This window comes from Rhizobium sp. BIGb0125 (assembly GCF_024810055.1).
GTDB lineage: Bacteria > Pseudomonadota > Alphaproteobacteria > Rhizobiales > Rhizobiaceae > Agrobacterium.
Genome location: NZ_JANUDV010000012.1, coordinates 1 through 14,358, shown reverse-complemented (window position 1 = coordinate 14,358; position 14,358 = coordinate 1). Strand labels below are relative to the sequence as shown.

16 protein-coding genes and 3 pseudogenes are annotated in these 14,358 nt (G+C 53.3%); 14 read left to right on the top strand and 5 right to left on the bottom strand.

The annotated features are described in order from the left end of the window. Position 1: 1 nt before the first annotated feature. Together M2418_RS24440 and M2418_RS24435 are read right to left on the bottom strand one after the other, a co-directional pair. The gene (locus tag M2418_RS24440) at positions 2-1,852 is read right to left on the bottom strand and encodes an ATP-binding cassette domain-containing protein (RefSeq protein WP_259149633.1); all 1,851 of its coding nucleotides are present in this window, start codon (positions 1,850-1,852) and stop codon (positions 2-4) included. A 4-nt stretch (positions 1,853-1,856) separates the two neighbouring features. After that, entirely contained in the window at positions 1,857-2,897 is a 1,041-nt protein-coding gene (locus M2418_RS24435; RefSeq protein WP_259149632.1) for an ABC transporter substrate-binding protein, read from the bottom strand. A gap of 143 nt (positions 2,898-3,040) precedes the next feature. Between M2418_RS24435 and M2418_RS24430 the strand changes: the two genes are divergently transcribed. Then, the gene (locus M2418_RS24430; RefSeq protein ID WP_259149631.1) at positions 3,041-4,036 is read left to right on the top strand and encodes a GlxA family transcriptional regulator; all 996 of its coding nucleotides are present in this window, start codon (positions 3,041-3,043) and stop codon (positions 4,034-4,036) included. A gap of 101 nt (positions 4,037-4,137) precedes the next feature. On the opposite strand, the gene M2418_RS25850 is transcribed toward M2418_RS24430, so the two are convergent. Further along, complete coding sequence (locus M2418_RS25850; protein WP_405049480.1) at positions 4,138-4,542, bottom strand: GNAT family N-acetyltransferase; 405 nt, start codon at positions 4,540-4,542, stop codon at positions 4,138-4,140. A 659-nt stretch (positions 4,543-5,201) separates the two neighbouring features. On the opposite strand from M2418_RS25850, the gene M2418_RS24425 reads away from it, so the two are divergent. The 5 genes from M2418_RS24425 to M2418_RS24405 all read left to right on the top strand — a co-directional run bounded on the left by M2418_RS24425 (position 5,202) and on the right by M2418_RS24405 (position 7,860). Then, complete coding sequence (locus M2418_RS24425; protein ID WP_259149630.1) at positions 5,202-5,729, top strand: hypothetical protein; 528 nt, start codon at positions 5,202-5,204, stop codon at positions 5,727-5,729. An 86-nt stretch (positions 5,730-5,815) separates the two neighbouring features. Continuing rightward, complete coding sequence (locus tag M2418_RS24420; protein WP_259149629.1) at positions 5,816-6,622, top strand: N-6 DNA methylase; 807 nt, start codon at positions 5,816-5,818, stop codon at positions 6,620-6,622. Between the two features lie 66 nt (positions 6,623-6,688). Further along, positions 6,689-6,937, top strand: a complete 249-nt coding sequence (locus M2418_RS24415) for a type II toxin-antitoxin system VapB family antitoxin (protein ID WP_259149628.1) — start codon at positions 6,689-6,691, stop codon at positions 6,935-6,937. Beyond that, entirely contained in the window at positions 6,937-7,374 is a 438-nt protein-coding gene (locus M2418_RS24410; protein ID WP_259149627.1) for a type II toxin-antitoxin system VapC family toxin, read from the top strand. The genes M2418_RS24415 and M2418_RS24410 overlap by 1 nt, the downstream gene beginning before the upstream one ends. A gap of 147 nt (positions 7,375-7,521) precedes the next feature. Next, positions 7,522-7,860 (top strand): hypothetical protein, encoded by a 339-nt coding sequence (locus M2418_RS24405; protein ID WP_259149626.1) that lies wholly within the window; start codon positions 7,522-7,524, stop codon positions 7,858-7,860. Positions 7,861-8,171: 311 nt separating this feature from the next. Here M2418_RS24405 and M2418_RS24395 read toward each other — a convergent pair whose 3' ends face one another. Continuing rightward, positions 8,172-8,537 (bottom strand): helix-turn-helix transcriptional regulator, encoded by a 366-nt coding sequence (locus M2418_RS24395; protein WP_259149624.1) that lies wholly within the window; start codon positions 8,535-8,537, stop codon positions 8,172-8,174. 414 nt (positions 8,538-8,951) lie between these two features. Continuing rightward, a complete protein-coding gene (locus tag M2418_RS24390) occupies positions 8,952-10,157 on the bottom strand; it encodes a CHASE3 domain-containing protein (RefSeq protein WP_259149623.1) in 1,206 nt (401 codons plus the stop codon). A 489-nt stretch (positions 10,158-10,646) separates the two neighbouring features. On the opposite strand from M2418_RS24390, the pseudogene M2418_RS24385 reads away from it, so the two are divergent. The 8 genes and pseudogenes from M2418_RS24385 to M2418_RS24350 all read left to right on the top strand — a co-directional run. Beyond that, positions 10,647-11,054 (top strand): annotated as a pseudogene (locus M2418_RS24385) (Ku protein); the annotation flags it as partial. Further along, a pseudogene (locus M2418_RS24380) lies at positions 11,054-11,866 on the top strand (Ku protein). The pseudogenes M2418_RS24385 and M2418_RS24380, both read left to right, overlap by 1 nt. A 1-nt stretch (position 11,867) precedes the next feature. Beyond that, positions 11,868-12,131: a hypothetical protein gene (locus M2418_RS24375; RefSeq protein WP_250984804.1), complete on the top strand. Its 264-nt coding sequence runs from the start codon at positions 11,868-11,870 to the stop codon at positions 12,129-12,131. Positions 12,132-12,316: 185 nt separating this feature from the next. Continuing rightward, positions 12,317-12,496, top strand: a complete 180-nt coding sequence (locus M2418_RS24370) for a hypothetical protein (protein WP_250984805.1) — start codon at positions 12,317-12,319, stop codon at positions 12,494-12,496. Next, positions 12,493-13,288: pseudogene (gene xth / locus M2418_RS24365) on the top strand (exodeoxyribonuclease III). Before M2418_RS24370 ends, xth begins: the two are co-directional and overlap by 4 nt. Then, positions 13,285-13,494 carry a hypothetical protein gene (locus tag M2418_RS24360; protein ID WP_259149622.1) on the top strand — a complete coding sequence of 70 codons (210 nt, stop codon included), beginning with the start codon at positions 13,285-13,287 and terminating at the stop codon, positions 13,492-13,494. The pseudogene xth and the gene M2418_RS24360 overlap by 4 nt, the downstream one beginning before the upstream one ends. A 275-nt stretch (positions 13,495-13,769) precedes the next feature. Further along, complete coding sequence (locus tag M2418_RS24355) at positions 13,770-14,009, top strand: hypothetical protein (RefSeq protein WP_259149621.1); 240 nt, start codon at positions 13,770-13,772, stop codon at positions 14,007-14,009. A 128-nt stretch (positions 14,010-14,137) separates the two neighbouring features. Beyond that, a partial coding sequence (locus M2418_RS24350) for a cryptochrome/photolyase family protein (protein WP_405049479.1) occupies positions 14,138-14,358 on the top strand: 221 nt, incomplete at its 3' end.

The window sequence follows — 14,358 nt, the reverse complement described above, 5'->3', positions numbered from 1 at the left end:
GTCAGTTTCCTTTCACGTCACGCGCGCCGTAACGCGCCAACCATGACGAGAAGCCGATAAGGGCCATGGTGAAAGTCAGGAGCGTGATCGACAGCGCGCCACCATAATTGAAGTCAAAAACCGTCGAATACTGCTGGAAAGCTAGCATCGCCAGGACAGTCACCTTCCCTCCAGACAGAAGCGCCGGTGTGACATAGGCACTTATTGCCATTGAAAAGACGATGATCCCTCCAGCCATGACGCCGTGCATCGTGAGCGGGAATGTCACACTGAAGAACGTTCGCACGGGACCTGCACCTAGATCGCGCGATGCGTGTTCCAACGCAGGCTCGACCCGCGCCAGTGCGTTTCCGATCGTCAAAACCATGAACGGCAGCAAAATATAGACCAGCCCGATCAAGATCCCCGTTTCCGTTCCTAGGAAACGGATCGGACGATCGATCAGACCGGCGCCCATTAACGCGTCGTTCACGAGACCTGTACGCCCCAGAAGAACCATCCAGCCGAACGACCGGACAATGTTTGAGGTAAAAAGTGGAAGGATCAGCAGGATCACACAGGCCCGGCGCCAACTGCGCCACTTGACGATACGCACGAGGTACCAGGCAAGCGGGTAGCCGAGGACTGCGCAGATCAATGTCGACAGTATAGCGAGCCGGAAGGTGACGCCAATCACCTGCCAATGGTAGCCATCCATAAGGATCCGGCCATATTGAGCAAAACCGAACTGGCCATCCGGAGCGGTCAGTGAGGCAACGAGTACCACGCCGAGTGGCATCAGGAAAAATGCCGTGAACACACAGACCGGCAGTGCCAGCAGCCAACAAAGGGTCAGGCGAGAGGTAAACATCGCCCTAGCCCTCCAGAATATGAAGGTCTGAGGGATCGAAAGCCGCGATAACCTCGGCGCCTTCGGTAACGCACGGTATTGGCGGGCGTGCAGTGTGCGTGCACCCCACTGCATGTAAATGTTGGACGTGCCGCCAACATAGGTGGTCGCTGTGACACGCCCGGGCAGTGACAGCCAGCCGGCCGGCACATCGTCCAGCTGCCGGAATACACGTAGATTTTCCGGGCGAAGAATGCCCTCTGACTGTCCCTCGGCAAATGAGCGACCGTTGGAACTCATGGGCAGAACGGTGGCTTCACCGATAAAATCAGCCACGAAGCGTGTCTTTGGCTGGCGATATATTGTCTCAGGTGTGTCGATCTGCTCGATACTGCCTGACGACATCACAGCGATACGATCTGACATCGCCATGGCTTCGTCCTGATCATGGGTCACGAAGATAAACGTGATACCCAACTGGACCTGCAACTGTTTCAACTCGATCTGCATGCGTTTGCGAAGCTGCAGATCCAGCGCTGACAATGGCTCGTCCAGAAGCAACAGTTTGGGTTTGTTGACGATGGCACGTGCGAGCGCCACACGCTGTTGTTGTCCTCCAGACATCGCGCGCGGGCTGCGGGGCGCCATTGCCGCGAGCCCGACCATATCAAGAGCTTCCAGCGCGCGGACTTCCGCCTCCTTGCGCGACGAGCCGCCGCGTAGCGGGCCATAGGCAACGTTTTGTAAAACCGTCATGTGAGGAAACAGTGCGTAGTTCTGGAAAACCGTGTTTAGTGGTCGCCGTTCAGGCGGAAGCCCCGTCACGTCTTCTCCGTCAATCATGACACGCCCGGCGTTTGCGGACATGAAACCTCCGATGATCCGCAGAAGCGTCGTCTTTCCACAACCCGATGGCCCAAGCAGAGAGATGAACTCGCCCTGAGTCACGTCCAGCGACACGTGATCGAGCGCACGATGATGACCAAAGGACTTGGTGATGTCTGTAATTGCGAGCAGCGTCATTGGATCAGTTCGCTATTTCGCGGTTCCAGCGATCAGTGATGGCAGGTCGCTTGGCATTGACTTCAGTCCAATCGAAAAGCCGCAGGTTCTTGATCGATCCGCCGGTGCCCCATGGCAGCTTGCGCTCGACATCATCAGACAGCGTCACACCTGTAATGGCTGGACCAAGATAGAGTTTTTCCGCCAGGCAGGTTGCGGCTTCGCTTGTCAGAGCCGTGTCGATGAACTTCTGCGCAGCCTCTTCATTCTTTGTGCCCTTGACGATATGCATTCGTGCATCAGTCGCCCACACCCCTTCCCTGGGAACGGTGAAGCCGATCGGCAAGCCGGCGTCGATCAGATCCCATGCACCGACATTGAAATGAGCGCCGATGACGACCTCATTGCTCTGAAAAGCGTTCGATGCTGCGCCTGACGTATCGTAGAGAAGTCCCGAGTCCAACGATTTAAGCTTCGAGAAGGTCGCATCGAGTGTTTCGGTCGAGTCACCGAAAGCACCAGCAAGGAAAATTACGAACGGTACGCCGGCAGAATTGTTAGGTGAGGGAATGGCCACCGCGCCCGCATAGTCTGGATTCCACAACTCTTCCCAGCTTTGGGGTGCCTCAGTCACCTCGGAAGTATTGTAGATTGGGCCTAGTGAGTAATAACCGGCGCTGACGGCAAAGACATGATCACCGCTCTTGTACGCTGCCTCAGGTTGAAGTGCACCGGCATTGGCAAGCTTGGCCAGTTCGATTGGCGCAAGAACACCTGCTGCCTTGGCGATCTCGCTGACGCCACCATCCATGTAAGCAACATCAATGACAGTGTCGCCCGTCTGCTGTTGGAGCTTGGACAGTGTCGTGGTCGAGTTTCCAATCTCCGCGATGACCTGGATCCCGGTTGCCTTGGTGAAAGGTTTCGCAACACAGGCATCGAAAGCCTCTCCCCAGTTGCCACCGTAATAGGCAACCGTAATCGACTGCGGCGCCGTCTGCGCAACTCCAACCTGCGAAATGAATGCGATGCTGGCGACCGTGCCGAGAAAAATGCTCTTCTTCATCTGATAGCTCCGTCTCTGGGGTAACGCGTTGTGCGCTTGGGATCGTTGTCCAGCCACGACCATAGCAAAGACCTCAACATACCTGTTGAATAATCCGGACACATGATTGAACATAACCGACGAATTGACGAGTTGGATCAGCCATGATGAAAGTTCAGGAAAACAGTTTCGAACTGCGCATAGCGTTCATATTGCAGAACAAATTCACGCTGGCAGCGTTTTCCGGGTTCATTGACGCACTGCGGCTCGCAGCCGATGATGCCGCCAAAAGTCGGCAGATCCGCGTCGGCTGGGAGGTCTATTCACTGGCTGGAGGTGCAGTTCATGCCAGTTGTGGCGTGGCAATTGCCACCTTGCCGATCCCACGCGATGGAGCAGGGTTCGATTATGTTGCTGTCTGTGGCGGTAACAGTTTTGATGATGACAGACCTACCCCTGCCTTGATGAGTTTTATCCATTCTGCCCATGCACAAGGTGTCGGACTGCTCGGTATCTGTACGGGGAGTTTCGCTCTGGCACGGGCGGGATTGGTCGCGTCACGTCGCTACTGTATTCACTGGAATGTTCTTGAAGCGTTCAAGAGCCGCTTTCCGCGTGCGCAGATATCGCTCGACCGAATTTTCGCGGACGAAGGCGACGTAATAACTTGCGCGGGCTCTACTGCTGCGATCGATCTCGCCCTTTATCTTATCGTTCGACATTGTGGTCGTGAACGCGCCCAGCAGGTGATGCGACACATGATGCTCACATCGATGCGCCCGGCCAGTGTCCCGCAAGCACACTTTTTCCAGATGCCACCCGATGGAACGGATAGCCGTGTGCGCAAAGCTCTCTACTTCATGGAGCAACAGCTCGATCAACCGCCCAACGGCCCAGCAATTGCACGCTATTGCGCGATCTCAAGCCGCCAGCTGGAAAGATTATTCCGCGCCAATTTGGGGCAGACGATTGGGCAAACGTTTCGGAATATGCGGTTGAACTACGGGCGATACCTTCTTTCAGGCGGCTCGCTCTCTGTTATGGAGATAGCAAACATTACCGGCTTTGCCGACACTGCGCATTTTTCTCGCGAGTTTCGTCGCGCCTTCGGTGATACGCCTACAAACTACCGGGCCGCTTCAAGCCCAGATCGTGGCTAGCGGTGTTTTTCCAAAATCACAAATGCGCGCAGTTTGACACAAAGTGCTGCTCTTGGGAGCGACATCTGCCACCTACGGCGTCTTATGGCAATCGACATCCATTATTGCGGTTGCTCAAGCGATCTGGTCATCAGGATCTCATGAAACCTATTATCATCTTCTCGAAAACCATCCGGGATAAAACCGACCTCAGCAAAACCTCTTTTACGATAAAAGCGCCGTGCCGGTCCGTTATCCTCGCGGACTACCAGCTCGATCTGCGAGATATCCTCTGTCCGAGCGTAAGCCTCGACCGCTTGCAACGGGCGGACGCAAGTCCTGATCCCCGCAAGGACTGGCGCACATAAACCATGACAAGCGTAGCGCGATGACGCATCTTGGCTGGTTGTGATCGTTTCAAGCCCATAAGGCAAGCAGGCACGTCCTGGGCGAAGGCTATTTCCAGACCGCTCGCAGTCCGTTCGAAAAACTCCGTGAAGGCATTGAGCCTTGGCGCGAGGCGCCACCGGTTGATTACCTGCTGATCAACCATAGCATTGTCTCCCTTTTGAGTCCGTTGCACCGAGCGCGCGTAAAAAAACGGACCACCAAATAGCGCTTTAAGGTCTGCGCTCAGGAGACTTCGCATGAGCGAGTGGCGCAATCTGACGATATCAACAGATTGACTGATTGGCTGGAAGCTTTCGTCAGTGCGGAACCCTTGTTCAAGTCGCACGCCATGATCCGGGCGTAGTCGGTCCCGCCTCCCGCGGCGCGGCCACTACGCTGAGGCTCCTGCGGCGACGCTTTTCCGACCCTGGCGTGTCGAGAATTCCCGAAATCCCGCCTGAAGGCCAGCCGCTTTGCAAAGTCTTTCTTAAACCTCGCCAAGGCGGTTGATCCAAGGTGTGTCATTGCATGACTTAGAGTGGTCAGTCGGCACGACAGAAGAAAGTAGCGCGCGCCCGCACGCGATAAATCGCGGTTGCGGCGCACATTCATCTGTTTGTCTGGTTTCCCCTGCAATCGGATCGTTCCGGCGATCAAGGGGCAAGCGCGCTGCGCGCTGTCACGCCGGATCCATCCGCCAGTGGGCTGGCTTCGCCCTCCCCCTTTGCCCGGTAATACATACGTATTCCCAATCAAATTTGAGAGGGAGCGCCAACGGGGAAAATAGGAGTGTTTCGTGAGCCCTGAGCCTTCTTTGAAATATGTTGTGGTCGAAAATGCAGGATATCAGGGTGAGCAGGATGTCTTCAGCCACCCTGATTTTAGGGTCGCGGCGAAGTGGCTGAAGGATCGGTATACCGATTTTGAGGTCAGAACATGCACATCGACATCGCCTGTGATCTGCCAAATGGCGATCGTACCTATGAAATCTAGTCCGACACCAGAAATGGTCCGCTACTCACTGGCCTGGAGAAATCCCCATACACAGCCACCGGGACCACGTGTTTTGCATGCGGTACTCGTGACGCGGGGTGAAAAGTGCCCTCAAGAAATCCTCGATCTTTGGTCGCCGGGTTGTGGTTATGCCGTGACGTGGGAACTGGTGACGCAGCGGCCTATTCGACGCTGGCGCAAGGAAGCGAGAGCAAGGGTGCGTCGCAAGACCCTTGAACGACGCATGACGGCAAAGTTCCCGCTGTTCGCGGTCGAGTTTATCGCGCAGGAGCTGGAGAAGCGCCCGCAATATTACGACAGCGATTACTAACCCGCCTCCTCGTCCCGCCATCAATGACAATCCATCCCGCCTAAACGCTCAAAGGTTCAGTCGCGCGTTTTCCTATGGGTATTCCTATGTCCAGTTCTTATGTGGCCACCATCGTCAAGCTATTCGAAAAGTGCCGGTACAAGCACGATCTTTACACGGTGTTTTCTGACTGGTGCCAGTGCGCGGCGATCTCGTTGAGCAATGCCGCCGATCTGCCAAAGCGCGATGAGCGCGAGAACCAATATCTGGAAGTGGTGCGCTGGTATGACCCGGCAACATTAAAGGTGTTTCCCGAGATCCTTGGCGCGGTCGTGAAGGCGTTGGAAGAAAAGCCAACGGATATCCTGGGGCAAGTGTTTCATGCGCTGGAGTTGCACAACACCGCCCGAGGTCAGTTTTTTACGCCCTACTCCATTTGCGAAATGATGGCGAAGATCAACATAGGATCAGGTGACGATATTGCAGCCGTCATGAAAGGCCGGGGTTATATCCGCGCGCAGGAACCGGCTTGCGGTTCTGGAGCGATGGTTATTGCGCTGGCCGAGGCCATGAAAGACGCAGGCCATAACTATCAGCAGTGCTTGCATGTGACCGCAATTGATATTGATCGCCGTGCTGTTCACATGGCCTATATTCAGTTTGCCCTTCTCCATATTCCGGCTGTGATCCTTGAGGGCAACACGCTTTCACTTGAGTTTCGCGATGAATGGAAAACCCCGGCGCATGTCCTTGATCAATGGGATGCAAGGTTTAGGCTGTGGGACCAGATCGATAAGATGAAAGAGCGTTGTTCGTCGGTTTCTGCGCCTGTGTCGCTTCCGTCCGTCAAAACCAACGACCTACCAACACAGGATTATGCCGTTGAAAAAACAGGACAAATTCGGTTGTTCTAGTGTTTTTTGTTGTAGATTGGATATCCTTGTGATATAAAGGAGGATATCCAATAAGAGGGTTTTGAGATGGGCCAACTCTATATCAAAGACGAAGCAGTATATGATCTGGCTGTAGCTGTGATGAAGGCTACCAACGCCAAGAGCAAGACGGATGCTGTTCGCCAGGCGCTGCTGCATGAATTGCAGCGTGCGCAACAAACCGTGCCTTTGCGGGATCGCGTGCGCGAGCTTCAGGATGCCGTCGCCGCAAAGCGTGGGCCAAACCCGAAACCTATTGATTTGAAGAAAATCTCTGACGACTTGTGGGACATGTAATGTATCTGGATGCTTCAGCTATAATCTCGATCCTGGCAAACGAGGACGACAGCGGCTACCTCTTGGCAAAAATCGAGATGACCAATAAGCCGATTATGTACTCGTCGCTCACTGCGTATGAAGCAGTTGTCAGTCTTGCGCGCGTATACACGGAAGACAGGATCGGTAGTAATAAGCCCATCCCGAAAGAGTTTTTGGACGATGCGCAGGAAGCTGTTGAACAGTTTCTGTCCCTCATCAATGCGCGTGACATTTCCATCAGTGGAACCACCCACCGCAAGGCGCTGGCGGCAAACCGTGAATACGGGAAGGTCGTTGCCAGCCCTGCCCGATTGAACATGGGCGACTGCTTTGTTTACGCGATGGCAAAGGAATATCGTTTGCCACTGCTGTTCAAAGGCGATGACTTTACAAAAACCGATATCGAGCAGGCATAGGGCGAGATAGGGCTGGCGGTATTAATTGCTTCCCAACTACACCGCTCTCCAAATTTGCGTATCGCTGTAAAGTTCAATTGGTTAGGGAACCAACAACGGACCAATGACTTGTGACCACATACAGTTTTGTGGTTTGGGGTTATCACTTTGAAGATTATTCTAGCTCTCACAGTCTATAGCGTCGTCAGCATGACCGCGTTAACAAGCTACGCACAGACGAGCAATGACGCTGCCGTGCAAGCCTGCCAGTCCACAGGGCTCATTGCGCTCAAACAGAGAGCGCCCGAGATAACAGACCTTGTTTTAGATATGGAAACGCTCGCAGTTAGCGCGGCCGACACGAAAGTTGAAGACGTTGCTGTGAAGACTGTCATTATGGGCGATGCATACATCGCTCGCGGTGGTCAGACTGGAAAGCCGGACCGCTTTGTTTGCCTTATTGGTGATAAGGGCAAGGTGCTTCTTACTTTCTTTACCGCGCAGTAGTCCCTTCGAGAGGGGGTGCAAACCCGTTGATCTAGGTCGGGATGATGATGTGCAGCAACTTGCCCGGTTCGTTGCTTCAGTCCACCTTGGCTCTCATGTTACTCTTGCGGGCCGTCAGATCACAATACGCCGATTACTGCGAGGGTTTGGTTTCCTGGACCAGTGCCATAATCGACTATTGCGTCGTTCTGCGCATCCGCAACTTGCCATCGAGACGGCTTTATGTGTTCAATCCGGTAACAACGCAAAGGAATTACGCCGTCTGGTCAGCGGCAAGATCCGCGAAGAACTGATTATCGCAAACTGGCCTGTTATCGGTCGCGAGCCAAGTGCCGACTGTCGAGTTTTGCTTCAACTTTCGTAGTGGTGTCTTTAAATACATACATGTTCTTAGCCGCAAATTCCGGACTGAAAATTTCGTCAAGCAAATTCAAAACACGGTGCACTCCTACGTTTGTGCAGGTGTAGTAGACAATTTGAGATTTACGGCGTGTGCTGACCAAACCGTCAGACCTCAGTTTTGCCAGGTGCTGGGATACAGCAGACTGGCTTATGGTCAATTTTGAACAAAGCTCACCAACAGACACTTCTCGTTTAGTCATGAGCGAGAGCATTTCAAGCCGCGTAGCGTTTGAAAGATTGGTCAGCAACCGGGCTTTTGATGCATTTGAGTACATTCTACCAAGCTCCTAAATTAGGCGTTAGATGCCATAGGGGAAAGCCCAAGAATTGTCTGAAACAGCAGCTTACGTTTTTCGGCTGTCTGCGCACGCAAGGGTGAACCTTCCCCTCAGAGGTAAGGACCATCTCAGGTTCGCAAACCAAAGCACGCTCAGATCGTAACCGTACGGCCTTAATCGAACACAGGCCCTTGGGTACCGATCACTTCGGAACAAACTGCAACTGATTGAGTTCACCTACAGAGCGCGGGCCGTGTCAACCGGACGCGACAGGGATGGTGAACATCGCGGTTTCTCCGGTTTCTCGCGATGGCCAACGAAACGGCAGACGAGCGCCCCACCTGTCCGGCTTCGCACTCGATACTATACAAAGTGGCCGACCTTGCAAGGTTGTACGGAAGGAAAAGGACATCAATCTTCAGCGTAGACTCTGAAGGTGCTGATGGGTTTGGAAATGTTCTTTACCCGTTGAAATCCCGCATCCTCAAACTTTAGCTTTCGGTGCTTTCTGACATGATCTCTCACTGATCGTGAAACGCATATTCCACCAGGCTCTGAAATGCTTTCCAACCGCGCAGCTATGTTAACCGTGTCGCCAAAAATATCCCCATTGTCGATAATCACGTCGCCAACATTCATCCCGATTCTGAACCAAAGCTGATCATTTTCTGATCTGTCGATGTTTTGAATTCCCAAATGCTTTTGGATTTCAATAGCGCAATCGATTGCTGACAGGGCACTCGAAAAAGCCGCTACGATGCTGTCTCCGGCAGTCGTGATGATGACGCCACTGTAGTCCTCAATGATCGCATCAATGCCGTGTCTGGCCGACTTGAGCCGATTGAGTGTGTCTGCTTCGTCAATTTCCATCATTCTGCTGTAGCCGACCAAGTCCGCCGCCATGACGGCCATCAGGCGTCGATCGGCGTGCCCCAGAAGCTCATCTCTCGTCTTCTCGGCCGCTTTTGCGCGCGTGACCGTCGCGCGCACCACAAGGATACTCAAGCCCCCTGCGAGAGTTGCGAATAGTACGAGCAGGATTTGCATTCGCCTCTTTCCGAGAGCGACCGCTTCCAGCCGCGTGGCTAACTGCGCGACACCATCTTCTTTCATTTGGAGGATGACAGCCCGTATGCCATCCATCAGGATTTTACCCTGACCGGACCTCATGAGTGCAATCGATGCTGCCTCGTCCAAGCGACGAAGCTCGACGCTTTGCTGGAGCTCAGATTTCTTCTGCGCAACGAGACTTCGGAGCGCTGCGATATTTGATGTCTGCACAGGGGTGCTATCTACCTCTGCGAGTTTGTCGATGATGTTGTCCAACGACGCCATAGCGACGTTGTAAGGATTTAAATAGAGTTCATCACCCGTAAGAAGATACCCTCGTTGCCCTATCTCCGCGTCTTGAATGGATGACATCAGATCAGCGACACCGTTCTGGTATGCAACGGTTACTCGGAAAGCCTGATCTGCCTCCGAGTCTTCTGAGGCTATCCAAACCGATAGGAATATTGCGACGCAAAGAACAAGCCCAACGACTGTGGCAGTGATGGGCATCGCTCCGCTTGCAAGCTTCCCAGAAATCCTTGAATCAATGACAGAAGCGCGACGCATGTGTGTGATCCTGCTGCTAATAGCTTTGCCGATTCGTCAGCGGATTCTCGCCTTTATCTGACAGATTAAAGAACGTTTGACTCTGAACTTCGTTCAGAAAGTTTCAATTTGGGGATATTGCCCTGTCCATTGTCGAAATGCTTGGTTCCGCTGGAGGGAGAAACCGCCATCCGAAGCTATCAGCGCGTCCAAGAGCCAGGTCGAAATTGCCGACGCTTCATTACATGTTTGCTTTCAGGAGACCTTTTCCGAGATTGCCAAACCACCATCAACGACCTTTCCCCCAGGCGAGCTTCCACGATCGCCCGAGTTGTTTGGAACAAGGGAGGACCGTTTCGTTCTCGATCGGAACGAACCGGGTGCGTGACGGTTGATTCGCTGTCAAGCGTCACTCGGAGTATCTCGTGTGGCCGCGCATCGAGCACAGTGGAAAGGCTTCTTGAAGGTTGGTGAAGTGAGTTGTGGGATCGCGCTCTACACAGCGGCGTCACCACATTGAACTATGACTACCAGGTTCAGTCTTCGAAGAAAGCATTCGAGGAAATGCCGAAGATTAAGCTTGAGGCCGAAATGTTTGATCTCGCCCGACATATCATCTCAACCAAGAAAGGCACATTCGATCCGGCGACATTCGATGATCGCTACGAAGCTGCCCTCACTGAACTCGTTGAAGCGAAGGTCTCCTGTAAGGCGCTTCCCAGGCGAAAGGCCGTCGAGGTTTCAAAACCGAATGACCTGCTGGAAGCGCTTCGTCAAAGTGCTGTCATGTCGAAAGGTGGTGAAGCGAAACCGAAACGCGCTGCGGCCAACGCCAACAGGACAACGGCTAGAAAACCCGCAGCCCGAGGGGCCGCTAAAAGTTCGTCATCGTCCTCGGCACGCAGAAAGGCTGGTTGATCATGCCTAGACCTTATTGGCGCGGTTATCTTAAACTCCGCTTTGTGACCTGCCCTGTTACGGTGTCACCGGCTACGTCGGAGAGTGACAAGGTTCGCTTTCACACTTTAAACTCCGAAACCGGCAACCGTGTCATTTCCCAGTACATCGACTCCGTGACGGGTAGGTGGGTGAAAGAGGGCGACGATGTTCGCGGTTACGCGCGGGGAGAAGACGACTACGTCATCCTTACGGGCGATGATCTCGATGCTGTCGAGCTCGACACGGTGAAAACCATCGACGTTGAGAAGTTCGTACCAGCCGATAGCATCGAATGGGTTTATCTCGAAAAACCGCATTATCTGATGCCTGAAAGCTCAGTTGGCAACGAGGCATTCGCCGTTATCCGCGATGCCATGAAATCTGACTAAGTCGTTGGTGTTTCGAAACCCGTCAGGAGCCGCCGTGAGCGAGCCGTGGTGCAGGAACCTCGCGACGATGGCATCGTACTCTGGACTCTTCGTTTCGGTGATGAGGTCAGGCCTGAGAAAGAATACTTCGAGAATATCGAGGACGATTCTGACCCTGAACTAATCCCACTGATGCAGCAACTCATCAAGCAAAAAACCGAGAAGTGGTCGCGTGAGATGGTGAGCGACCCTGTTCAGGAAACGCTGCTGCAACTGATTGCGACGAAAAAGAAATCACTGAAACCAAGGAACGGCGGTCGAAAAGGGAGTGCCCCCGCGGAACCTAACAACGTCGTCAACATTATGGATGCACTGAAGAAGTCGTTGGCCAAAGAGCTTAACGGCGGAAGAAAGGCTGGCTGATATGCATTTGACTGAAACACACATTGAACACTCAAATGATGGCTGGAAGATCGAATTCATTGGAGATGATGGCGATGAAGTGATCGTCAAAGTCGCTGGTGACAACGATCTTGACGAGATCAATGTTGTCGAGCGGGCTCGCGCCGTGATGGTGCAATTAACTGCATTTGGTACTCGCGGCGGTGGAGAAAGCGTCAATTCCTATGATGCTCTCAGTAACGGTAATTTCGATGATGACGACAGTGTCGTAGAGACGCACCACTGACCGCCCCTCACCTTCACTCGTGTTTTGGATTTCGTGCAGGGTCGCCAATGGGCGGCCCTTTTTCCAAACGGGCGCCAAACCTTATTGTCGTTTTACGCTTCCAATTGACTGACGCCATCAACCGTTGATGCATCTTTTTCATGAGGTTGCTAGTTAGTGAGGTATCGCTAACGAAGGAGAATACCATGAGCAAGCGCGAACTGATTGATACGGGAACCGACAAGCGTTACGTCCGCCGAGATGAGGACGGCCGCTTCAAAGAATCCGTTGATGTGGGCAGGTCTCTCTCAGCAGACAAGCGGCATGACGCCAAACACGATGCAAAACCGGGGGAAGGAGACAAGGGCGACCGCAAGTCGAAGTGATAGTCGCGACCTACAATGTCAATGGCGTAAACGGCCGCCTTGAGGTTTTGCTGAAATGGCTCGAAGAGGCGCAGCCCGATATTGCCATACTTCAGGAACTGAAAGCACCTGACATCCGGTTTCCCGAAGACGCAATCGGAAAGGCTGGGTACGGCGCGGTTTGGCATGGTCAGAAGTCATGGAACGGTGTCGCGATACTCGCTAGAGGACAGATGCCATTACTCACCCGTAAGGGGCTACCTGGGGAACCAGAGGATGAACAGAGCCGCTACATTGAGGCTATAGTAGATGGCATCGTAATCGGCGGTCTCTATCTTCCGAACGGTAATCCCTATCCTGGCCCGAAGTTCGAATACAAGCTCCGCTGGTTTCAACGTTTGCGGGATTATGCGGCGGGGCTTCTCGAACTTGAGGTACCCGTCATTCTCGCCGGCGACTACAACGTTATGCCGACCGAGCTCGACGTATATAAGCCAGACAGATGGAAGAACGATGCACTCTTCCGCATTGAGGTCAGAGATGCATTTCGCGAGCTGATTGCTCAAGGATGGACGGATGCCATCCGTGAACTTCACCCCGATGAAACAATTTACACTTTCTGGGATTACTTTCGGAATGCCTATGCCAGAAATGCCGGGCTCCGTCTGGATCATTTCCTTCTCAGCCCCGATCTTGCCGAACGGTTAGTGGAGGCAGAAGTGGACAAGCATGTCCGCGGGTGGGACCACGAGTGATCATGCTCCTGTCAGAATTGAACTTGCAGAAAAACCCATCACAAGGAGAAAGAGATGACAGCGCAATGGCGAGATGAACTCCGGCTCAAACTCGAAGATTTGGTCGACAGGTTCGTTACGGAAGGCGTCGACCAAAAGGAAGTTCTCAGGGCGGTCAGCGAAGAGATAGGAAATCTGCATAAAGCCTACCAGCAAGATCCAGAGCCCGCGGACGACGATAGCCTGGTCGATGAACCAGCCAACGACTGGCCCGCTGCGACCTAACTATCTCTTAGGTCAACGAGGCATTTTACCAATGAGCCATTCGCTGTTGCCTCTCACGCCACATTCGCATCGTAACTCGGGAAGCAACATAGTGATGACACACTGTTTTCCGTGTTTTCGGGCCATCTCTCAGCGGTTGACAGGCGCAACCCGGTCGCAGCTCCTGCAGCGTATCGCGAGCGTTTTCCATTCGGGCAAAGACGCGAATATGTACACGGGATCATCAAGAACGTCGGGATAGTGGTCCGTTCTTTCCTTGCACTTCGACGGCCTCAATGACTCCGGTAGATCTGGCGCGAGTTCGCATGTCATGTGATGGCGTTCGTGACGTACGCTTCATGTCTGCCCAACTGCAATGCGGAGACTGGATCAATCTGCACCGTATTGGTATTTCCGGCTTAACCGATATCGAAACCGAAGTGTGGGTGACGCGGGCGGCTGCGAGGCTCTTTCTACAACGCTCGCCAACCCATGTGAACGACTTTGCTGGCTTTGCCACAATCACCTGGCGTTGAGCAATCTTCGATTTACGCATTGAGTCATTGGCGGGCAAGACATCGAGGATGAGACGATAAGTCGTGCCCTGTCCCCTAAAGTCCCGTTGCTTGTGTAAAGATCTCCCAGCGATCCATCAGACCTTTCAATGCGTAATAAGCGCGAATGTCTTTTAGCAGAGAATGCCATCATGAGCGCTGCCAGAAATTTGATTTTCATACTAGGCGATCAGCTTACGCTGGAAATGTCGAGCCTCGATGGTGCTGATCCCACGCAGGATATAATCCTGATGTGCGAGGTAATGGAAGAAGCAACGTATGTGCAGCATCACAAGCTGAAGATAGCTCTGATCTTCTCCGCAATGCGGCA